Here is a 20,547-nt window from a genome sequence, read left to right as displayed (position 1 = left end):
TAAGGATTCGCCCGATACTCCGAAAGATGGACAAACTCTCCGACCTTCGAAAGAGCTACGAGCGCGCCGAGCTCGACGAACACCAGTCCGCGGGCGAGCCGCTGCGCCAGTTCCGCGAATGGTTCCAGCAGGCGCTCGACGCCCAGGTGCCCGAACCCAACGCGATGACGCTGGCCACCGTCGGCCCGGATGGACGTCCGTCCACCCGCATCGTGCTCATCAAGGACATCGAGGAGCGCGGCCTCGTCTGGTACACCAACTATGACAGCCGCAAGGGCCGCGAGCTGGCGGTGCATCCGTTCGCCGCCCTGCAGTTCCACTGGGTCGAGCTGGAACGCGTGGTCCGCATCGAAGGCGCCGTCGAGCAGGTCGACGCGGCGCAGTCCGATGCCTACTTCGCGTCGCGGCCGCTGGACTCGCGCCTGGGCGCGTGGGCCTCGCCGCAGAGCCAGGTGATCTCCTCGCGCGCGGTGCTGGTGGCCAATGCGGCCAAGGCCGCCGCGCAGCACGGGCTGAGCCCGAGCCGGCCGCCGCACTGGGGCGGCTACCGGCTCGTGCCCGAGCGCTGGGAGTTCTGGCAGGGGCGCAAGTCGCGGTTGCATGACCGGCTCGTGTACCGCCGCGAAGGCAGCGAGTGGATCCGCGAGCGGCTCGCGCCCTGACGATCAGAACTTGACCTGCAGCCCCGCGAAGAGGCTGCGGCCCGGCAGCGGCGTCAGCTCGCGGATGGTCTGCACGCTGCTGGCGTTGTAGGCCAGCTTGTTGGCCAGGTTGTCCAGCTTGACGTACCACATCGCGTCCAGGTTGCCGATGTCGAAGTGGCGCGCGATGTTCAGCCGCAGGATGCCGTAACCGGCCGTCGGCGTGTCCAGCGCCGGCACGCGGTCCTGACGCATCACCCCACGCAGTTCGGCCTGGAGCAACCACGGGCCGCGCTCCGCCTGGATCGAGACGCTGCCCCGCACCGGCGCCAGCCGCGGCAGCGGCTCGTTGGTGTCGCGGTTGGTGCCGCGCACCAGGTCGATCGTCGTTCCCAGCGTCAGGTCCCAGCCCATCAGCTTGGGCAGCGGCTGCTTGCCTTCCAGCTCCACGCCGTGCATGCGCGCGCGCACCCCGCGGTAGAGGTACTCGGGCACCGAGGCGATCTCGCCGTCCTCGCCGACTTCCTCGATGCTGCGGCCGCTCGCGTCCAGCGCGATGTAGTTGGAGAAGCGCGTCTGGTAGACCTGCACGCTCCACTTCGCGTCGCCCTGCTTCCAGTGCAGGCCGAGGTCGACCGCCTTCGCGCGCTCGAGGCCGATGTTGATGTCGCCCACCTCGTACGCGCCCGACGCCACGTGCACGCCGTTGGCGAAGAGTTCGTAGAAGGTCGGCGCGCGCTGGCTGCTGCTCAGGTTGCTCGACAAGCTGAAGCCGTTGCCCAGGTCATAGGCGCCGCTCAGCGAGAAGCTCTTCGGGCTGAAGCGCCGCGTCACCGGATCGCCGAAGCGTTCCTCGTCGCCGCCGGTCGAGGCGACGTTGACGCGTTCCGCGCGCGCACCAGCCTGCAGGCTCCACGGGCCCGAGCGGAACTGCTCGATCAGGAACAGCGCGTTGTTGCGGGTCTTCGTGCCGGGCACCAGGGCTTCCTCGCCGAGCGCGGAGAAATCGCTCAGCTCCCACTGCCAGCCGAGCACGCCCTGCATCGAGCCCCAGTCGCCCTGGAACGCCGAATGCGTCGCCTCGATGCGGCCGTCCTTGCCGTCGGACGAGAAGACGGTGCCGACCGCGCCGCTGCCCTCCACTTCCTGGTGCTTGTAGCGGCTGCTCGCGAACTGCCAGGTCACGCGGGCCAGGCCCGGCAGCGGATCGCGCCACTCGCCGGCGGTCGCCAGGCGCTGGCGCTGCATCTCGATGCGCACGTCGGGCTCGACGGTGACGCCGTAGTCGTTGTGATAGTCCTCGACCGACACGCCGGCGTAGCCCTTCGAGAACAGCAGCGAACCACCGACTGCGCCGCTGCGGCCGTGGCTGTCGGAGTTGCGGACGTGTGTCGACGAGCCGTCCTCGCTGTCGAAGCGCGGCACGCGCTGGTCGTCGGCGCGGCGGTCGGCCGCGTCCACGTGCCAGGCGAAGCCGGTCGTGCCGCCGTCGAGCACGACCGCGCCGCCGCGTTCCTTCGAAGCACCGCCCAGGCGCAGCTCCGCCGCGCCGTTCAGGCCGGGCTGGGCCAGGCGCGGGATGCGGTTGTCGATCGCATTGACGACGCCGCCGATCGCGTTGCCGCCGTACTGCAGCGCCGCCGCGCCACGCAGCACTTCGACGCGCGTCAGCACCAGCGGATCGACCGGCAGCGCGTGGTCGAAGCTCAGGCTCGACGCGTCGACGGAGGCGCCGGAGTTGCTGAGCATCCGCACGCGGTCGCCGTCGAGACCGCGCATCGTCGGGCGGTTGCTGTTCGGGCCGAAGTAGGTCGAGCCCACGCCGGCCAGGCCGTCCAGCGTCTCGCCGAGGCTGGCGCCGCGCTTGAGGGTCAGCGCATCTCCGCTCAGCACCTGCACCGGCGCGGCGAGCTCCTTCTGGCTCAGCGGATTGCCGGTCACGACGACCACGTCGAGCTTGTGCTTGTGGGGACGGTCCGCGCCGCCGGACGCGGGGCCGGCATCCGCCGTGCTGTCAGCCGCGGCGGGCGCCGGGGCGGGCGCGGCCGGAACCTGCTGCGCCCAGGCGCCGCCGGCGGCGGCGCTCAGCGCGAGCGCCAGCAGCGTGGGTTGGAAAGGGGCGCGCGACGGCGCCAACGAACGGATCGAAGAGGACAGGATGGCCATGGAAACACTCTCGAGCACCGGCGGCTGAACGCCGCGGCGCCATCAAATTCTTGGAGGGCCCATGCCGGCACGCCGCGACGCCGGAGGCGTGCGCGAGCAGCCCGATCGCGTGAACGGACACGTCCGCAACGGACGCGCCTGAGCAAGGGCGGAATCGATGGAGGTGTCAGGCTCTGGGCGGCCCGCGAGCGCCCTTGCGCCACTGCTGCGCGAGCGTGGCGTCATGCGGCTGATCGATGCCGGTGGGGATGTCCGGCGGCAGCGTGGCCCAGGCGGTGGCCTGGACGATCGGGCCCAGCACATGGCTGAGCTGGTCGAGCAGTTGGCAGTCGGGCGTTCCGGCCGCATGGCCGAAGCGCGGGGCGCTGCCGTCGTCCGCCGTCACTGCGTCGGCAATGACGGGGATGGTGTCGCCGCCGGCGTCGGACACGAGGTCGGCAGGCGCATCGGCCGTATCGGCCGTATCGGCGGCATCGTTTGTACCGGTGGTCTCGACGGCCGCTTCGGCAGCGGCCACGAACGCCGCGATCGTGAACGCCGCCCGCGACGACGCGGCAGGCGATCCGTGCAGCGTCCGGTGCACCAGCCCCAGCGCCTGGAAGCCCATCACCGCGGCCACGCACAGCCAGATCCACCAGCGCTGCTGGCGGGTCATGGCGATGGCGGGCGAACGGGACATCGGCGTCAGCGCTTCAACGTGTCGCGCGGACGGCGTCCGTCACGCGATAGAACATGCCGTAGGGATCGTCGTTGAGGACGGCCATCTGGCCTTCCACGGTCACGACGTCCAGCGTGTAGCGCACCGGCGTCTTGCTGCGGACCTCGACCAGGCCTTCCGGTCCGGCCGGCACGCAGAACGAGCAGCTCGTCGGCACCGACGACAGCAGGAAGTGGCTCTGCTTGTCGCCCGGCTCCAGCGGCATCATGAAACCCTGGACCTTCACGGTGCGCTGGTTCAGCGCCAGCACGCCGGACGGGAAGCTCGGGATGACCTTGCTCTTGTCCGCCTTCACGGTGACCGAGGACAGCAGCTTCCAGCTGACGACGCCTTCGACCTCCTGCAGCGGCTTGAAGGGGCTGCGCGGGTCGTGGTAGCCGGGGCCGGAGCCCATCGGGATTGCGGCGCCTGGCGTTGCAGTGGCGCCCGAAGCGGTCTGCGCGAAGGCGGCGCCCGCCATGACGATCGTCACGAGCGCGACCGCGGCCTGGAGGGCCTGCGTTGCAGCGGTGATGGAGCGAGTGGTCATCAAGGGCGGTGGCGTCAATGCGGCTTCAATGCGGATTCAGGGCCGCGTGAAGCTCATCATTGTGCACCGGGTCGATGACCGTCCGAAGCAAGCGGCGGGCGAGCCGCGCTCAACGCGGCGTCTGGAGCAGCTCGGTGACGTCGAGCCGGTAGCCGCGCCACGCGGGCCACGCCGCGGCGAGCAAGGCCAGGCCGAGCGCCAGGGCGGGCACGAGCGCTTCCCAACCCGAGACCCAGGCGCCGGAGAGCCTCAACGACTGCTGCTGCGCCAGCACCGCACCGAGCCCGGCCGTCAGCGCGTGGGCCAGAACGAGCGCCAGCAGGGTGGCGAGTCCCGCCAGCATCAGCGACTCCATCGCGATCAGTGCGGCCACGCGCGCCGGTGTCGCGCCCAGCATTCGCAGCATCGCGAGATCGCCTTGGCGCTCTCGCACCGCGTGCAGCAGCGCGACCAGCACCGACAAGGCCGCCGCCAGCAGCAGCACGCCGCCGAAGCCGCGCAGCACGTCGACACCGACGCCGACCATGCTCAGCAGCCGCGCCGTTTCCAGCGCGGGCACCGAGGCCTGCAAGCCCGGCTGCGCGTTCACCCAGCGCGGCAGCATCACCGCGGCGAGCGGGCTGCGATAGCGGACCAGCACCATGCTGACTTCGAGCGAGGCCTCATCCACAGGCTCGACGTCATGCGCGTCCTTCCCGTGCTCATGCGCGTGTTCGTGCTGATCATGGCCATCGGCGCCTCCCGACGGGACCGCCTTGCCATGCCCGTGCGCCGCATGCGCTTCCCACACGGAAGCGAGGTCCGTCAGCACGAGCCGATCGACGACCCCACCCGTCGGCGCCAGCACGCCGGTGACCTCGTAGGCTTCCTGGTGCTCGTCGCCACCGGACGCGAGCCCGTGAGTGCCGTGGAAACGGTCGCCGGGCTTCAAGCCTGAGCGGCTCGCCACGTCGGCGCCGAGCACCGCCTGCATCGGCGCCTTCCAGGCCTGACCTTGCGCCAGCGTGAGCTGGTAGAGCGCCGGATAGTCGGCCGTCGTCCCGACGATGCGAAAGCCCTGGAAGCTGTCGCCCAGCGAGATCGGCACCGCCTGCGCGACCAGCGGCTGCGCGCGCAGCTGTGACACGGTGGCCAGGGGGATGTTGCCCGTCGACTGGTCGAGGTGGAACACACCTGCGAGCAGGATCTGCATCGGGCTGCCCTTGGCGCCGACGACCAGGTCGATGCCGCCGAGGTCGCGCTTGAGACCCTGCTCCATCTGCTCGCTGACCAGGACGACGAATCCGATCGCCGCCAGACCCAGGCTCAGCAGCATCAGGTTGAGCGCCGTCAGCATCGGACGCGCCCAGAGGTAGCGCCATGCGAGGCGCGGCAGGTTCAAGGGCGCGCGGCTCATGGTGTCGAATTCGTCGAAGCCGCAACGTGGCCGGGATGCGAAGACGCGGGAGCGGCGCTTCGACCCGGGAGCCGGAGCCGGTGCAGCGCCGGCCAGTCGGCCCACGCGGCCTCGACCCGCGCATCGTGCGAGGCGATCACGAGACACACGCCGTGCTCGACGGCCGCGCGGCGCAGCAGCGCGAGCGTCGCTTCACAGGCCTCGTCGTCGAGGTTGGCGGTGGGCTCATCGGCGAGCACGAATCGCGGCGCGCGCAGCAGCGCCCGTGCGAGCGCCACCCGCTGCGCCTGCCCCTGGCTGAGCGCATGCGGGCGCCGATCCAGGAGCGCGCCCACACCCAGTTCCTCAAGCAGCGCTTGAATGCGCGCGAGGTCCGGCGACAAGCCGGCCGCCACGTAGGGCAGCGACAGGTTGTCGCGCACGCTGAGCGACGGACTCAGGTGCAAGCGCTGCGGCACGAAGCCGAGGTGCACGCCGCGCCAGGCATCGCGCGCCGCAGGCGCAAGTGCGCCGACCTCGATGTCCCCCATCACGAGTCGGCCGCCCGACGGTGTCAACAAGCCTGCCATCAGCGCGAGCAGCGTGCTCTTGCCGCTTCCCGAAGCGCCACGCAACAGCAGGTGGCCATCGGCGGGCAACGCGAAGTCCGGGAACCGCAAGTCGGCGACAGTCGAAATGTCGCCCTCGCCCGCCCTGTCCCGTCCGCCGTAGCGATAACGCAGCCCGTCGAAAACGACCATCAACCCGCCGCCTCGTCCTTCAGCAGTTCCTTGAACTTCTTCGCGAACTTGTCGACCTTGGGCGCGACGACGAAGGCGCAGTAGCCCTGCTCCGGATGGTTGGCGAAGTAGTCCTGGTGGTACGCCTCGGCGGGCCAGTAGTTGTCTTCGGGCTGGATCTCGGTGACCACCTTGCCGCCGTGCGCGCGTTGCGCCTCGTCGACGACCTGGCGGATCACGCCGAGCTGCTCCGGCCGCGTGTAGTAGATGCCGGAGCGGTACTGGGTGCCGACGTCGGCGCCCTGGCGGTTCAGCGTGGTCGGGTCATGGATGGTGAAGAAGACCTGCAGCAGGTCCTCCAGGCTGACCACCTTCGTGTCGAAGCGCACCCGCACCACCTCGGCATGGCCGGTGGAGCCGGAACAGACCTGCTCGTAGTTCGGGCTGGCGAGCGGCCCGTTGGTGTAGCCGGACTCCACGCCGAGCACCCCCTTGACGCGCAGGAACACGGCCTCGGTGCACCAGAAGCAGCCGCCGCCGAGGGTGATGAGGTCCTCGCCGGGCTGGAGTTGGACGGGATTCGGGATAGTGGTCATGGCGAGGTCCTCATGAGTCGGTCGGCCGGGTCACTTGTGGGCGGATCATCCGCGATCAAGCCCGGGCGTCACGGACTTACTGTGCGCTCAGCGCCAGATCGACGCGCGGCTGCCAGGCCTTGTCCTTGTCGGCGCCCCGTTCGTCGTCCTTCGCATGCAGTTTTGGCGACGCCAGGAACATGCGCGCGTTCGGCACGCCGCGCTCGAGCAGCGCGTCGCGCACAGCCACCGCGCGCTGCAGCGCAAGCTCGCGCAACTGCTCGTCGGTGACGGTGTAGCTGTCCATCAGCAGTTCGCGCATCTGCGCCGCCGGGATGTCCTTGGACAGCCCGATGAAGTTGCGCGGCTTGTTGGGCAGCTTGGCGTTGTCGTAGACGACCTTGAGGAGCCGTGCACGTTGCGCGTCGTCGAGCACGACCGGCGCCGGTCCCACATCGGCCGTGCCGGAAGCACCCGAGGCGGGCGCGCTCACCGCCTGCGTCACCGTCTGTGTCACCGACGCGCGCCGCAGTTCACGGCGGCGTTCGGCGACCAGCGCGTCCTCCAGCCGGGCGCCCTGCGCGGCGCGGCGTTCGGCTTCGGGATCGACCCAGCCGGTGATGCTCAGCTGCAGCGCCGGCTTGTCGGCCAGCACCTTCGTCAGCGGCTCGAGCTTCTTCGCCGCCTCCGGCTGCAGCGCCGCCGTGCCTGGCTTGAACTCCAGCTGGCTCATTTCGGCGCCGCCACCGCCGCCGGACAGCAGCGAGAACGGTGCCATCAGCGCCTTCGTCAGCAGGTTGACGATCAGCTTCACGACCAGCCCGCCGACGCTGAACTCCGGATCGTTGAGCGAGCCGCTGACCGGCAGGTTGACGTCGATGACGCCGTTGCTGTCCTTGAGCAGCGCCACCGCCAGCTTGACCGGCAGCCGCGTCGCCGTCGGGCTGTCGATGCGGTCACCGAAGGTCAGCTGGTTGAGCACGATCTTGTTGTCGGCCTCCAGGCGGCCGCCGGGCTCGATCTGGTAATGGACCCGCGTCGACAGCTTGCCGCGCTCGATCGCGTAACCCGCGTACTTGCCGGCATAGGGCGACAGCGGCGCGAGCTCGATGTCGGTCGCGCTGGCGGTGATGTCCAGCGCCAGCGGCGCGCCGCTGGGGTTCAACTGACCGCTGATGTCGAGCAGGCCGGTGCCCTCGACCTTGCCCTTCAGCTGCAGCGGCGCCATCGCCGCCGACCCCGCCGAGAACGCGCCCAGCGTGCCCGTCAGTTCGCTGAGGTTGGCGCTGTAGTTGGGCTTGATGAAGCGGTCGTTGAAATCGACCTTGCCCCCGTTGACGCGTGTCTCGGCGATGCTGATCCGAAGCGGCGGATCGCCGGCCGCGGACGAGGCAGCACTGGCCGATGCCGTGGCGCCGGTCGCACCCGCACCCGGGTTCGCTGCCGCGTTTGGCGCCGACGTCGCGCGAGCCACCGTCGCCGCCACCGGCGCGGACGCCGCCGGCGTGCCCGCCACGGCGGCCACGGCCTGGCCCTGCTCCGTCTGGTTCAGGTCGCGCAGGTTGAGGCGCCCCTGCTCATTGATGATCAGGCGCGCATAGAACTCGTCCAGCACGGCCTGCTGGATCTTCACGTCCGGCGCGCCACCGGGCGCCAGCGCCAGCCGCAGTCCGCCGAGCTTCATGCTTTGCCAGCTCAGCAGATCCTCGGCCGAACGGCGCCTGCCGTCCTGCAGGCGCGCCTGGCGCAGGCGGAGATCCGCGATCACCAGTTCGCCGCCGGCGCGCACCGACGGTCCCTTGGGCGTCTCGATGAATTCGAAGCCGCCGCGCATCGACCCCTCAGCACGCTGCAGATGGATGCCGATGGACGGATCAAGATACGGATCGGCCCAGTGCAGCGGCAGGTGCTCGGCGCTGAGGCGTCCCGAGGCCTTCAGCGGCGCCAGCGCCAGTTGACCGTCCCAGCGGAACTTCGGTACGTCGCGCGTGCTGCGGCGCGTGGCGTCGGGCCGGCGCAGCGTGGCGCCCAGTTGCACCGGCAGCGGCTTGCGCAGCTGGTGACCGTCCCAGTCGATGCCGGACACCTTCAGCATCAGCTCCTGCACGCCGATCGGCCGGGCCGGTTCATCGTCGAGCACGTGCGTGGCCAGATCGAACAGCGTCGCTTCGCCGCCTTCCACGGAGATCTCGGCGATCTGCGCGGTCCACGGGGCGTCATTGGCCGGTTTGGCTGCGGCGAGGTCGGGGTGGTCCGGTGCACTCAAGCTCAGACGGTCGCCGCGTCCCGAGGGCTCGCGTCGGCTGGATGCGGTTGCAGCGGCTGCAACAGGGGTGGCACCCTGCCCGCCCGCGGCGTGCGAGGTCGCGGACGCGCCCATCCAGTTGTCCCAGCTCCACTTGCCGGCCTTGTCGCGGCCCAGTTGCGCCTTCGGCGCCACCAGCGCCAGCCGCCCGGCGGTCAGCTTGCGGCTGTCCAGCGCCAGTTCGGCCTGGTCGAGGCTCAACTGCTTGAGCGCCAGCACCGGCTTCTTGCCGTCGGCGAGTTGCACGTCGTCGAGGCTGAGCGCCTTCAGCGACAGCTTGAGGCCCTCGCCCGTCGGCCCCGCTCGCACGGAGCCCTGCGTCCCGAAGCTGCCCTGCACCGACAGCGGCGTCGCCGCCTTCAGATACGGCGCGAAAGCATCCAGCGCGAGGTCCTTCAAGGCCCAGTCGAGTGCGAAGCCCGCCGCGCCGACCTCGCCCTTGCCGCTGAACGCGGCCGGGCTCTTCGCGCCCTCGGGCGACAGCGTCGCGGTGATCTCCACCGGCGCCGCCTTCGCGGCCAGCGGCCAGTTCAGCCCGCTGCCCTTGAGCGTCAGACCGTCGACGTTCCATCGGGCCACCGGACGCAGCGTCTCGTCGGTCCAGCCGACGCGACCGCCTTCCAACGCCAGTTGCTGCACGCCGACGCGCCAGGGCGTCGCGCCCTTCGCCGCGCCGTTCGCCGGGGTCTTCGCGGCATCGGAGGACGCGGCTTTCGGTGCCGCCGCGGTGGCGTTCGATGCGGATGTCGTCGCAGCTTTTGCTGCCGGCATCTCCGGCAGCCACAGGCGGCCTTGCGCGTCGCGGCCCATCAGCAGTTCCGGCTGCTTCAAGGTCACCGCGCCCAGCAGCACCTGACGCTTGAGCGGCTGCACGTCCGCCAGATCGACGGTCAGCGCCTGCCAGCGCAGCCAGTCTTCCCAGCCACCGTCCGCTTTCACGTCCGATCCAGCGCCCGCGCGCCGCTGCAGCGACAGCTCACGCACCGACGTCCTGCCGCTGACCTTGACCTCGGGCGGCTGTTTCGGCGGCTGCTTGAAGTCCAGCGTCAACTGCGAATCGACGAGCCCCTTGGCGAGCCGCATCGGCAGCTCCTTGGGCCAGTAGGCCCGGTACGCCGAGAGGTCCAGCGCATCGAGCTTGACCGTCATGCTCGCGCTGCGCGTGTCGGCGAAGGGCTGCGCCTGGCCCTCGCTCTGGAAACCGACGCCGTTCAGGCGCCCCGACAGCCGAGGCTGCACATGGACTTCGACGTCCGCATCCAGCGTCGACAGGAACGGGATGCCCAGGTGGAGCGCCTTCAGTTCGTGCACCATCCCGGCGCCGCGATCGTCCAGTCGGAATTCACCGTCGGTGAGTTCGATGTTGTAGAGCGCCGCCTCGGCCGGTCCGTCGTCCGGTGTCGGCGTTGGCTTGGGCGCGGCGGCCAGCCGGGCGACGATGTCGTCCAGATCGGTCTTGCCGTCCGGCAGCAGCGCGACGCGCACCCGCGGGGACGCCACCGTCAGCGACGACAGCACCGGCGCCAGGTGCCACAGCGAGCGCGGCGACAGCACCGTGCGCACTTGCTTGACTTCGAACAGCGGCGGCGCGCTGGCCGCCGGGCCTGCGATCTTCAGCTCGTCCAGCGTGAGCGCGAGCCGCCACGGCGTGAAGCTCGCCCCGCCGAGCGTGACGGGACGCCCCAGTTGCTCCGACGCGATCCGCACGCCCGCCCGCTCGATCCACATCGGCAGCGCGATCCAGGCCACGAGCAGCAGGGCGACGACGGCCAGCACCAGACCCACGAGCACGCGCAGCGCGCGCCGCGGCCAGACGGGAAGAGCGGAGAAGAACACGGGAGCAGCCGGCGAAAGCCGGACGAGTCGTCAAGGAAGCTGATTATGCTGGCGGGCCTCAACACCTGACACCCATCCCCGGCTCTCGATGAACGACCTGATACATGCGGTCGCGGCTTTCCTGCTGCCGCCCACCGGCGCCTTTCCGCTGCTGCTGCTCGCGTGGTGGCTGCGGCATCGCCGCCGCTGGCTCTCCGGCGCGCTGTTCGCGAGCGGCCTGATCGCCGTCTGGGTCGGCAGCACCGAGCTCGGCGCGCTGTGGCTGCAGGACCGGCTGCTGGGGCCTCAGCAGGCCGTGCGGGTCGAGCGCCTGAAGGACCTGCCGCCGAAGGAGACGATCATCGTGGTGCTCGGCGGCGGCGCGCGCAAGCTGATGCCGGAATACGGCGGCCCGCAGCTCAAGGCCATGTCGATCGAGCGTTTGCGCTACGGGATCTGGCTGTCGCGTCAGACCGGCATCCCGCTGATGTTCACCGGCGGGACGCCTCGTGATTCGTCCGACGACCGCCTGACCGAAGCCGCGCTGGCCGAGCGCACCGCAGCGCAGGAATTCGGCTTCACGCTCGCGGCCAAGGAAGACCGCGCCACCGACACGCGCGAGAACGCCCGATTCACCGCTGACCTGCTGCGCGGCCAGCCGATCCGGCGCGTCGTGCTCGTCACGCACGACGTGCACATGCGCCGGTCGCTGCGCGCGTTCCGCGAAGCGCTGCCGCCCGGCGTGGAGGTGGTTCCCGCGCCGCTCGGCCTGGCACTGCCCGGGTTCGAGTGGCGCGATCTGCTGCCGTCGCAGGAAGGCATTTCGCGGGCGCGTTATCTGGGCTACGAATGGCTGGGTTACGTGGGCGGCCATTGACCGTCCCGGGGATCGCGCGCCAGACATCGACGATCAGGGATCGAAGGCCCCAATGAGAAACCCCCTCCGCGCCGGGCGTGCCGGACGAGGAAGGGGTGGGCGGACCAGCCGCCTTTGGGGCTCCGCGGCGAATTGCCACAGGGCTCCTGGCGCGCAGAGACTGCGCCAGAGGAAGTGCCGAAAAGGCCCGACAACATTAGGTCCGCGCGCCGGCCCTTTCAAGGCCGGACCCCCACGAACCCGTAGTTTCCTAGCCCCCGAACAAACGCTGATAGAGATCCGCCGCACGGGCCTTCTGCTCGGCCGGCATCTCGATCACGCGGCCCCATTCGCGTGGCGTCTCGCCCGGCCACTTGTTGGTCGCGTCCAACCCCATCTTCCCGCCCAGCCCGCTGACCGGCGAGGCGAAGTCCAGGTAGTCGATCGGCGTGCCCTCGACCAGCGTCGTGTCCCGCACCGGGTCCATGCGCGTCGTGATCGCCCAGATCACGTCCTGCCAGCTGCGGATGTCGACGTCCTCGTCCACGATCACGATGAACTTCGTGTACATGAACTGGCGCAGGTAGCTCCACAGGCCGAACATCAGCCGCTTGGCGTGTCCCGGATAGGCCTTCTTGATCGAGATGACCGCCATCCGGTAGCTGCAGCCTTCCGGCGGCAGATAGAAGTCGACGATCTCCGGGAACTGCTTCTGGAGGATGGGGACGAACACCTCGTTCAGCGCCACGCCCAGCACCGCGGGCTCATCGGGCGGCTTGCCGGTGTAGGTCGAGTGGTAGATCGCGCCGTCGCGCTGCGTGATCCGGTTCACCTCGAAGACGGGAAACCAGTCCTGCTCGTTGTAGTAACCGGTGTGGTCGCCGTACGGCCCTTCCAGCGCGTGCAGGTAGCCGCCCTTCTCCTTCAGCGGGATGCCGTCCTCGCTGCGGCCGGTGAAGCCTGGCGCCGCCGGCGGGATGTGGCCTTCGAGCACGATCTCCGCCGTCGCCGGCACCTGCAGCATGCGGCCGGCCTCGCCGACGTTCGTGTCGGCGACCTCGGTCCGTGAGCCGCGCAGCAGGCCGGCGAACTGGTATTCGGACAGCGTGTCCGGCACGGGCGTCACCGCGCCCAGCGTCGTCGCCGGGTCCGCGCCGAGCGCCACGGCGATGGGGAACGGCTGTCCCGGATTCGCGATGCCGAAGTCGCGGAAATCCAGGGCACCGCCGCGATGCGCCAGCCAGCGCATGATCAGTTGCCGCTTGCCGATCAGCTGCTGTCTATAGATACCGAGGTTCTGCCGCAGCCGCGGGTTGGCGATCTTCTGCGGCCCTCGCGTCACCACCAGCCCCCAGGTCAGCAGCGGACCGACGTCGCCGGGCCAGCAGGTCTGGATCGGCAGCCGCTTCAGGTCGACGTCGTCGCCCTCGAACACCTGCTCCTGGCAGGCCGGCCGCTTCACCAGCGACGGCTTCATGTCCCACAGCGCCTTGCCCATCTGCGCCAGCTTGCCGACATCGCGCAGGCCGCGCGGCGGCTCCGGCTCCTTCAGCGTCGCCAGCAGCTGGCCGACCTCCCTCAACTGGGTGGTCGACTCGGCGCCCATGCCCAGCGCCACCCGTCTCGGAGTGCCGAACAGGTTGGCCAGGACCGGCATGCGGTGGCCGGTCGGCTGTTCGAACAGCAGCGCCGGGCCCTCCGCCTTGAGGACGAGGTCGCTCACGGCCGTCATCTCGAGCACGGGGGACACCGGTTCGGCCACGCGGCGCAGCTCGCCCATGACCTCCAAAGCGCCCATAAAGTCACGCAGATCTCGGTACTTCATAACCAAAAGTATTTAAGAACAAGGCCCATACGGTTGACGGGTTATTTTTGATCCATAAAATCGCGCCCTGCCCTGACCCCAGGGTTATCCCGGTCTTTGCTGTGGGACGCGAAGCCGGTGTGCTGCCAATGGACGCTGGATCGCCCGTCTGTCGCATCAAGAGCCCGGAGCCCTCTGAGAGCCCTCCGTGCCGTCGACGACGCCCGAGCCGGCCCATTATCACCACCCCCAGGCGGGGGTCCTGCGAGTGAACGCTTCGTGCGGCTCGCCAGACAGACGCCGGGCGTGGTCGGAGAAAGGAGTCGCATGACAGCGCGTTCAGACCTGCTATCCCTCCCCCGCCAGGCGCAAGCCGCCCTGGTGCTTTTCGTCAAGGACATCGGCCAGGGCCTCCTGGTCGTCAGCCACAACACGCTCGCCCTGGTGGGCTTCGCCGTCGTCGCCGTCGGGCTGGTCTTCGCCAGCCAGGCCGACCTGCGCCAGCAGCTGGAAGGCCAGGTGCTGGGCTGGCTGAATGCCCGCCACGAGGCGCGCGTCGAGGCCTCCGGCGACGTGCTCGCCCTGATGGCCGAGCCCGACGCGATCACCCGCGCCACCGCGGTGGATCCGAAGGAGCTCACCCGTCAGCAGGCGCTGGTGGCCAACTACCTGGCCCGGCGCTACCGCGTCGCGCCGGAGCCGGTCAGCCGCCTGGTCAAGGAAGCCTGGGACGTCGGCCAGCGTGCCCGTGTCGAGCCGACGCTGATCCTGTCCATCATGGCGATCGAGTCCGGTTTCAACCCGTTCGCCCAGAGTGCCGTCGGCGCCCAGGGCCTGATGCAGGTGATGACGCGCGTCCACGACGACAAGTACGAGGCCTTCGGCGGCAACTTCGCCGCCTTCGACCCCGTCACCAACCTGCGCGTCGGCGTCCAGGTGCTGAAGGAGTGCATCCAGCGCGCCGGCAGCCTCGAGGAAGGCCTGCGCCGCTACGTCGGCGCCGCCAACCTGCCCGACGACACCGGTTACGCCGCTCGCGTGCTGGCCGAACAGGACCTGCTGAAGGCCGTCGCCCAGGGCCGCAACGTCAGCCCGTCGGCGCCGCGCCCGATCCGTGAGCCGGCATCCGCGCCAGCGTCGACCGGTGAACAGGTCGCGATGACCGCCGTCATGCGCTGATCGGTTGATACGCGCCGTCGGCGCGCCTCGGAAAACGGGTTCCATCGGAACCCGTTCTTCATTGGGCGAAGCCTTCTCCCAATGTTCGCCCCACTGCCGTGGGAACAATGTCACGAGTCGGCCGGCGCCCCTGGCCGGTGCGGCTACACTGCGGGCTTCGCGCAACTGGCGATCAGGGCGCCCTGACCGGTGATCATTCCTTCACCGACGCAGGCGTCGCCCGAGGTGGGCCACCACCGGGAAGCGCGAACGGCCGGGGATCTCCCTGGCTGTCCGTGCCGTTCGCCTGGGCCGCCGTCGTTCCGTCCTCCGTCGCCGGGTCGCTGTCTTCCATGACCGGCGACCACGCCGATGCGATGCCGGCCGGGCGGCGCCAACCCTTGAGCCGACATCATCATGTTTGACCGCACCCAACAGACCCTCGCCACCGTCGATGCCGAAGTCTTCGCTGCCATCCAGCAGGAGACCCGGCGCCAGGAAGATCACATCGAGCTGATCGCCTCGGAGAACTACACCTCTCCGGCGGTGATGGAAGCCCAGGGCAGCCAACTGACCAACAAGTACGCCGAGGGCTATCCCGGCAAGCGCTACTACGGCGGCTGCGAATACGTGGACATCGTCGAGCAGCTGGCGATCGACCGCCTGAAGCAGCTCTTCGGCGCCGAGTTCGCCAACGTGCAGCCCAACAGCGGCTCGCAGGCCAACCAGGGCGTGTTCTTCGCGCTGCTGCAGCCCGGCGACACCATCATGGGCATGAGCCTGGCCGAAGGCGGCCACCTGACCCACGGCATGGCGCTGAACATGAGCGGCAAGTGGTTCAACGTCATTTCCTACGGCCTGGATGCCAAGGAAGAGATCGACTACGACGCGATGGAAGCGCTGGCGCGCGAGAAGAAGCCCAAGCTGATCATCGCGGGCGCCTCGGCGTACTCGCTGCGCATCGACTTCGAGCGCTTCGGCAAGATCGCCAAGGAGATCGGCGCCTACTTCATGGTCGACATGGCGCACTACGCCGGCCTGATCGCCGCGGGCGTCTACCCGAACCCGCTGCCGCATGCCGACGTCGTGACCTCCACGACGCACAAGAGCCTGCGCGGCCCGCGCGGCGGCATCATCCTGACCAACGACGAGGCGATCGCCAAGAAGATCAACTCGGCGATCTTCCCCGGCATCCAGGGCGGCCCGCTGATGCACGTGATCGCCGGCAAGGCGGTGGCCTTCAAGGAAGCGTTGACGCCCGAGTTCAAGGCCTACCAGCAGCAGGTCGTCGCCAACGCCAAGGTGCTGGCCGACACGCTGATCGAGCGCGGCCTGCGCATCGTCTCCGGCGGCACGGAAAGCCATGTGATGCTGGTGGACCTGCGTCCGAAGAACCTGACCGGCAAGGAAGCCGAGGCCATCCTGGGCGCCGCCCACATGACCTGCAACAAGAACGGCATCCCGAACGACCCGCAGAAGCCGATGGTGACCAGCGGCGTCCGCCTGGGCACGCCGGCCATGACCACGCGCGGCTTCAAGGAGGAGCAGGTCCGCAAGACCGCCCACCTGATCGCCGACGTGCTGGACAACCCGCACGACGAGGCCAACCTGGCCCGCGTGCGCGAGCAGGTGGCCGAGCTGACGCGTCAGTTCCCGGTCTACCGCTGAGCGGAGCCGGCAAGGCATGCGATGCCCGTTCTGCGGTCACGGCGACACGCAAGTGTCGGAGACCCGGGAGTCCGACGAAGGCGACGTGGTGCGTCGCCGCCGTCGCTGCCAGTCCTGTGACAAGCGCTTCACGACCTACGAGCGGGCGGACATCGCGTTGCCCATGGTCGTGAAGAAGGACGGCACGCGCGCCGAGTTCGACATGGGCAAGCTGCGCGCATCCATGACGCTGGCGCTGCGCAAGCGGCCGGTGAGCATCGAGCAGATCGACGCGGCGCTGGAGCGCATCCAGGAGAAGCTGCTGAGCACGGGCGTGCGCGAGATCCCGTCGACCAAGCTGGGCGAGCACGTGATGCGCGAGCTCAAGCGCATCGACAAGGTCGCCTACGTGCGCTTCGCATCGGTGTACCGCTCGTTCGAGGACGTCGACGAGTTCCGGCAGTTGATCCGCGACATCTGAGCCTGCACGACGCCGCGCATGTGCGGCACCGAAGTCGTGCACCTTTGACGCGTCCTTCACGGCTTTTTCAAGCGCATCCCCCGCGCATCCCCCAAAGGCCGGCCCCCTTCAGCGGGCCGGCTCTTCCCTCCTGAAGGCGAAGCGCAAAGGCCGACGTCTCCCTAGAGTTCCTGGCAACTCTTCGGGAGATCTTCCTTGTTGCCTGCCACCGCCCCGCCCTCCGCTTCCGCGCTCCTCCGCCCCGTCTTCACCGCCGTGCGCGGCATCAGCCTCATCGAGGTGCTGGTCAGTCTCGCGCTGGTCGTCCTCGTCGCGCTGCTGGCCGGCCCCGAGCTGCGGGACTGGCTCTGGCGTCAGCGACTCGCGAACGCCGCGCAGACGGTCCGCGGCGATCTTCAACTGGCGCGCAGCGAGGCGATTCAGGGCTCACGCAACGTGATCCTGCGATTCGGCGGCGATGAGTCCGCCGTCAGCGGCAGCGGGCGCTGCTACGTGCTGCACACCGGGGCCGCCGGCGGTTGCGACTGCCACCTGGACGCGCCGCCCACCTGCCGAGCCGACGCGCAGGCGATCAAGCAGGTGCGATGGGTGCGCGACCTCGGCCGGCCGGAGGTCACGGCCAATGTGCCCTCGATGTTGTTCAGCGGACGCCAGGGGACCGTGTCGGTCAGCGGCACGGTCGAGGTCCGCATGGCCAGCATCGGCTCGGTCCGTCACATCGTCAGCATCACGGGCCGCGTTCGCAGCTGCACGCCCGACGGCGCGCTGAACCGCCTGCCGAGGTGCGCATGAAGCCGCTCAGGACCCTGCGGACGCAGGCTCGTGGAAACGTGCAAGGAGGCTCGCGAGCCGGCCTGCGATCCGGTCTGCGATCCGGTCTGCGAGAAGTCCACTGCGGCTTTTCGTTGATCGAGATCCTGACCGTCCTCGCGATCGTTGCCGTGATGGCGGCGCTGACGCTGCCCGGCTTCCGCGATCAGGTCATGAAGGGCCGGCGCGCCGAGGCGCGCGAGGCGCTGCAATCGATCCAGCTCGCGCAGGAGCGTTTCCGCTCACGGAACCCTCGATACGCCGACCGCCTGGAAGACATCGGACAGCCCGCGACCACGAAGGGCGGGCTCTATCGACTGCGCGTCGTCCAGGCCGACGCCACGCGCTACCGGGTCGAGGCGGTGGCGCAAGGCAGCCAGTCCGGCGACCGCCGATGCCGCGTGCTGACCTTGCGGCTCGAACTGGGAACGGTCGTCACCACCGGGCTCGACGAACAAGGTGTCGAGCAGGCCGAGACCTGCTGGCCGCAGTGATGGAGCACCCATGATCAAACTCCACTCCCCAGGCTCTGCGCCGCAAAGCTGCTCGCCGGGTCGCTCGCGTGCCCTCACACGCCGATCCACGCCAGGGTCCACTCGAGCTCCCACGCGAGGGCTTACACGAGGATTCACGCTCGTCGAATTCATGATCGGCCTGACGATCGGTCTGTTGCTGCTGGCCGGTGCCTTCGCGATGGCCGGCGTCCAGCTCGGAGAACACCACCGGCTGATGCTGGAACTGCAGGTCCAGCAGGAACTCCGCGCCACGGCCGAGCTCATGCTGCGCGACCTCCGGCGCGCGGCGTTCTGGGACCGGGCACAGGACAGCGTCTGGCAGGACGACCCGGACCTGCCGGTCCGCAATCCCTACGCGGAACTCACGGTGGACGACGCCGGCCGACGCCTGACCTACAGCTTCGCCCGCGACGGCAGCGCCCCCGGCAGCGCGACCGTCCGGGAGACGTCCGGCTTCCGCCTGAGCAACGGCAGGATCGACCAGTTGATCTCCGGCCGCTACCAACCGCTGACGGATCCCGATCTGCTGCTCGTGCGCCGGCTGGAGGTGCGACTCGCATCGCAGGCGCGTCCATTGGGGGATGCCTGCGATCCGGCCAGCGTGGCCGGCGCCGCCTCTGCGCCAGCCCTGTCCGCGCGGTTGGTGACCCTGATCGTCGATGCCGAGGCGACGCACGACCCGCGCGTCAGTCATCACCTCGAACTGCTGAGCCAGTTGCACAACCACGCGCTCACGGGAGCCTGCTCATGAGGCGGCGGAAGGAACGGGGGCTGGGCACGCTGGCGATGTGCGTGGTGCTGCTGGGCGTGCTCGCGCTGGGGGCCGCCTGGGCGGCGCGGCAGATGACGACGGCACAGCGGGTGGCCGCCAACGACCTGCGGGCCGCCACGGCCGCCGAGGCCGCGGAGTCCGGCATGGCCTGGGCGGTCGCCATGCTCAACGGCGGCGCCATCGACGAGGCCTGCCGGCCCGCGACGACTCGCTCGGTGGCCGATGGCGCGACCTCGTCGGATTTCCGCGGCCGCTTCCTGCTGATCGGTGCCGATGGCCACTATCACGCGCCCAGCCCACCTGCCGCGGCGGCAGCGCCAGCGGCACCGCTCTGTGCGAACTCGGGGCCCCTGCGATGGTCCTGTCGCTGCGCGGTCACCGGGAGCGCGGACGTGAGCGGGCCGCGCGCCGACGGCGAGGCCCAACCGCAGTTCAGCATCCGCTTCGCCGACGCAGGGGGACTCGGGCAACTGAAGCTCATCGCACGCGGCTGCAGCGACCGCCGGGCGGACTGCGACGACCTCACCGGCGGCCCGATCGGCGTGGCCGAGGCCGCCCAGCATCTGGCACTGCTCAGCGCGCTGCGCGTGCCGCCACCGTCCGCCGTGGTCGAGGGACCGGGAAGCTTTCTCCGGGTCTTCGGTTATCCGCCGGGGCGCTATCGCGACCAGCCCGCCATCACCCGGCTGCGTTGCAGCGGCGATTGCGACGGACCGATCGCCCAGGCCCTGGCGCGTGGGCGCCGCCTGATCTGGATCGACGGCGACGCACGCCTGTCCCAGTGGCCCGAGTCGGCGCTCGACGGCACGCCGATCGTGCTGGTCGTCGACGGGCGGCTGGACCTGGCCGCCCCCGGCCAACCGCAAGGGCTGCTCTATGCACGGGACGGCGTCGACTGGCATCCGCCTGCCGGCATGCCGACCTCGCTGCGCGGGGCCGTGGTCAGCGATGCCCGCGTCGACAAGGCCGCTTCGGTCGAACTGATCCATGACGCCGCCGTCCTCTACCGCATCCATCGACAGATGGGCAGCTTCGTGCCGGTCCCTGGCGGCTGGACGCCGACACGATGAAACGCCTGCCCCCACCCCGTCGGGATCTCCGATCCGACCACGCCCGACGCCATACCCTGAGCCATACCCGGCGCCAGCTCCACGGCCTCGTCCGCCGCCCCACCCGCCGCTGGGTCGGCAGCGGATTCACGATCGTCGAGGCCCTGGTGGTGCTGGTGCTGCTGTCCATCGGCGCCATCGCCCTCATGACGCTGCAGGTGAAGCTGCGCGTGGTCGCGGACGAGGTTCGCCACCACGATCAGGCCCTGCGTCTTGCCCACAATGAACTCGAGCGCTGGCGCTGGCAGCCGGACGGTCCCACCCCCTCGCTGTCATGGGAGGGACCGGACATCGAATACGCCGTCGCGGGCAGCGCGGTGCTCGCGTCCGACGCCTTGGGTCGCGGTGCCGACGAAAGCGTGCCCGAGGCAGGAGCCACCGTGCCGCCGCTGCGCCCGGTGCAGGTGCGCGTGCAGTGGACGGATCGCACCGGACGGCCCCAGACCGTCACCCTCGAGAGTCTGCTTCCCCTCACCGACCCGGCCTTCTCCGGCCTGCTGCAGCTCCCGCCGGGATCGCGCCGCTAGACTC

General features: G+C 69.8%; 18 protein-coding genes. 10 read left to right on the top strand and 8 right to left on the bottom strand.

Going from position 1 to position 20,547, the window contains the following annotated elements; translation table 11 throughout:
- Positions 1 to 26: 26 nt before the first annotated feature.
- Positions 27 to 662 carry a pyridoxamine 5'-phosphate oxidase gene (gene pdxH / locus AC07OZ_RS02435; RefSeq protein WP_495465567.1) on the top strand — a complete coding sequence of 212 codons (636 nt, stop codon included), beginning with the start codon at positions 27 to 29 and terminating at the stop codon, positions 660 to 662.
- 3 nt (positions 663 to 665) lie between these two features.
- Here pdxH and AC07OZ_RS02430 read toward each other — a convergent pair whose 3' ends face one another.
- From AC07OZ_RS02430 to AC07OZ_RS02400, 7 genes are all read right to left on the bottom strand, one after another.
- Positions 666 to 2,807, bottom strand: coding sequence for a TonB-dependent receptor (locus AC07OZ_RS02430; RefSeq protein WP_495465566.1), 2,142 nt, complete (start codon positions 2,805 to 2,807; stop codon positions 666 to 668).
- A gap of 166 nt (positions 2,808 to 2,973) precedes the next feature.
- Entirely contained in the window at positions 2,974 to 3,486 is a 513-nt protein-coding gene (locus AC07OZ_RS02425) for a hypothetical protein (RefSeq protein ID WP_495465565.1), read from the bottom strand.
- A 13-nt stretch (positions 3,487 to 3,499) separates the two neighbouring features.
- Complete coding sequence (locus tag AC07OZ_RS02420; protein WP_495465564.1) at positions 3,500 to 4,054, bottom strand: DUF3299 domain-containing protein; 555 nt, start codon at positions 4,052 to 4,054, stop codon at positions 3,500 to 3,502.
- Between the two features lie 109 nt (positions 4,055 to 4,163).
- A complete protein-coding gene (locus tag AC07OZ_RS02415; RefSeq protein WP_495465563.1) occupies positions 4,164 to 5,450 on the bottom strand; it encodes an ABC transporter permease in 1,287 nt (428 codons plus the stop codon).
- Entirely contained in the window at positions 5,447 to 6,190 is a 744-nt protein-coding gene (locus AC07OZ_RS02410) for an ABC transporter ATP-binding protein (RefSeq protein ID WP_495465562.1), read from the bottom strand. The genes AC07OZ_RS02415 and AC07OZ_RS02410 overlap by 4 nt, the downstream gene beginning before the upstream one ends.
- Positions 6,190 to 6,765 (bottom strand): peptide-methionine (S)-S-oxide reductase MsrA, encoded by a 576-nt coding sequence (msrA, locus tag AC07OZ_RS02405; RefSeq protein WP_495465561.1) that lies wholly within the window; start codon positions 6,763 to 6,765, stop codon positions 6,190 to 6,192. The genes AC07OZ_RS02410 and msrA overlap by 1 nt, the downstream gene beginning before the upstream one ends.
- A 76-nt stretch (positions 6,766 to 6,841) precedes the next feature.
- Positions 6,842 to 10,885, bottom strand: coding sequence for a DUF748 domain-containing protein (locus tag AC07OZ_RS02400; RefSeq protein ID WP_495465560.1), 4,044 nt, complete (start codon positions 10,883 to 10,885; stop codon positions 6,842 to 6,844).
- A gap of 88 nt (positions 10,886 to 10,973) precedes the next feature.
- On the opposite strand from AC07OZ_RS02400, the gene AC07OZ_RS02395 reads away from it, so the two are divergent.
- Positions 10,974 to 11,741 (top strand): YdcF family protein, encoded by a 768-nt coding sequence (locus tag AC07OZ_RS02395; RefSeq protein ID WP_495465559.1) that lies wholly within the window; start codon positions 10,974 to 10,976, stop codon positions 11,739 to 11,741.
- A gap of 250 nt (positions 11,742 to 11,991) precedes the next feature.
- Here the strand turns inward: AC07OZ_RS02395 and AC07OZ_RS02390 are convergent, their stop codons facing one another.
- The gene (locus AC07OZ_RS02390; RefSeq protein WP_495465558.1) at positions 11,992 to 13,545 is read right to left on the bottom strand and encodes a UbiD family decarboxylase domain-containing protein; all 1,554 of its coding nucleotides are present in this window, start codon (positions 13,543 to 13,545) and stop codon (positions 11,992 to 11,994) included.
- Between the two features lie 306 nt (positions 13,546 to 13,851).
- Here AC07OZ_RS02390 and AC07OZ_RS02385 point away from each other — a divergent pair, with 306 nt between their 5' ends.
- From AC07OZ_RS02385 to AC07OZ_RS02350, 8 genes are all read left to right on the top strand, one after another.
- Positions 13,852 to 14,703 (top strand): lytic transglycosylase domain-containing protein, encoded by an 852-nt coding sequence (locus AC07OZ_RS02385; protein WP_495465557.1) that lies wholly within the window; start codon positions 13,852 to 13,854, stop codon positions 14,701 to 14,703.
- Between the two features lie 396 nt (positions 14,704 to 15,099).
- Positions 15,100 to 16,350: a serine hydroxymethyltransferase gene (gene glyA / locus AC07OZ_RS02380; protein ID WP_495465556.1), complete on the top strand. Its 1,251-nt coding sequence runs from the start codon at positions 15,100 to 15,102 to the stop codon at positions 16,348 to 16,350.
- 16 nt (positions 16,351 to 16,366) lie between these two features.
- Positions 16,367 to 16,810: a transcriptional regulator NrdR gene (gene nrdR, locus AC07OZ_RS02375; protein WP_067271194.1), complete on the top strand. Its 444-nt coding sequence runs from the start codon at positions 16,367 to 16,369 to the stop codon at positions 16,808 to 16,810.
- A 195-nt stretch (positions 16,811 to 17,005) separates the two neighbouring features.
- A complete protein-coding gene (locus tag AC07OZ_RS02370) occupies positions 17,006 to 17,602 on the top strand; it encodes a GspH/FimT family pseudopilin (RefSeq protein ID WP_495465555.1) in 597 nt (198 codons plus the stop codon).
- Complete coding sequence (locus AC07OZ_RS02365; RefSeq protein ID WP_495465554.1) at positions 17,599 to 18,114, top strand: type IV pilin protein; 516 nt, start codon at positions 17,599 to 17,601, stop codon at positions 18,112 to 18,114. The genes AC07OZ_RS02370 and AC07OZ_RS02365 overlap by 4 nt, the downstream gene beginning before the upstream one ends.
- A gap of 10 nt (positions 18,115 to 18,124) precedes the next feature.
- Positions 18,125 to 18,886 carry a PilW family protein gene (locus AC07OZ_RS02360; RefSeq protein ID WP_495465553.1) on the top strand — a complete coding sequence of 254 codons (762 nt, stop codon included), beginning with the start codon at positions 18,125 to 18,127 and terminating at the stop codon, positions 18,884 to 18,886.
- Positions 18,883 to 19,977 (top strand): hypothetical protein, encoded by a 1,095-nt coding sequence (locus AC07OZ_RS02355; protein ID WP_495465552.1) that lies wholly within the window; start codon positions 18,883 to 18,885, stop codon positions 19,975 to 19,977. The genes AC07OZ_RS02360 and AC07OZ_RS02355 overlap by 4 nt, the downstream gene beginning before the upstream one ends.
- Positions 19,974 to 20,543: a type IV pilus modification PilV family protein gene (locus AC07OZ_RS02350; protein WP_495465551.1), complete on the top strand. Its 570-nt coding sequence runs from the start codon at positions 19,974 to 19,976 to the stop codon at positions 20,541 to 20,543. Before AC07OZ_RS02355 ends, AC07OZ_RS02350 begins: the two co-directional genes overlap by 4 nt.
- The last annotated feature ends 4 nt before the right edge of the window (positions 20,544 to 20,547 follow it).

Source organism: Roseateles sp. GW821-FHT09G03 (genome assembly GCF_059416045.1).
Note: the sequence above shows the minus strand (reverse complement) of the source record. Positions and strands in the feature narration are given on the sequence as shown.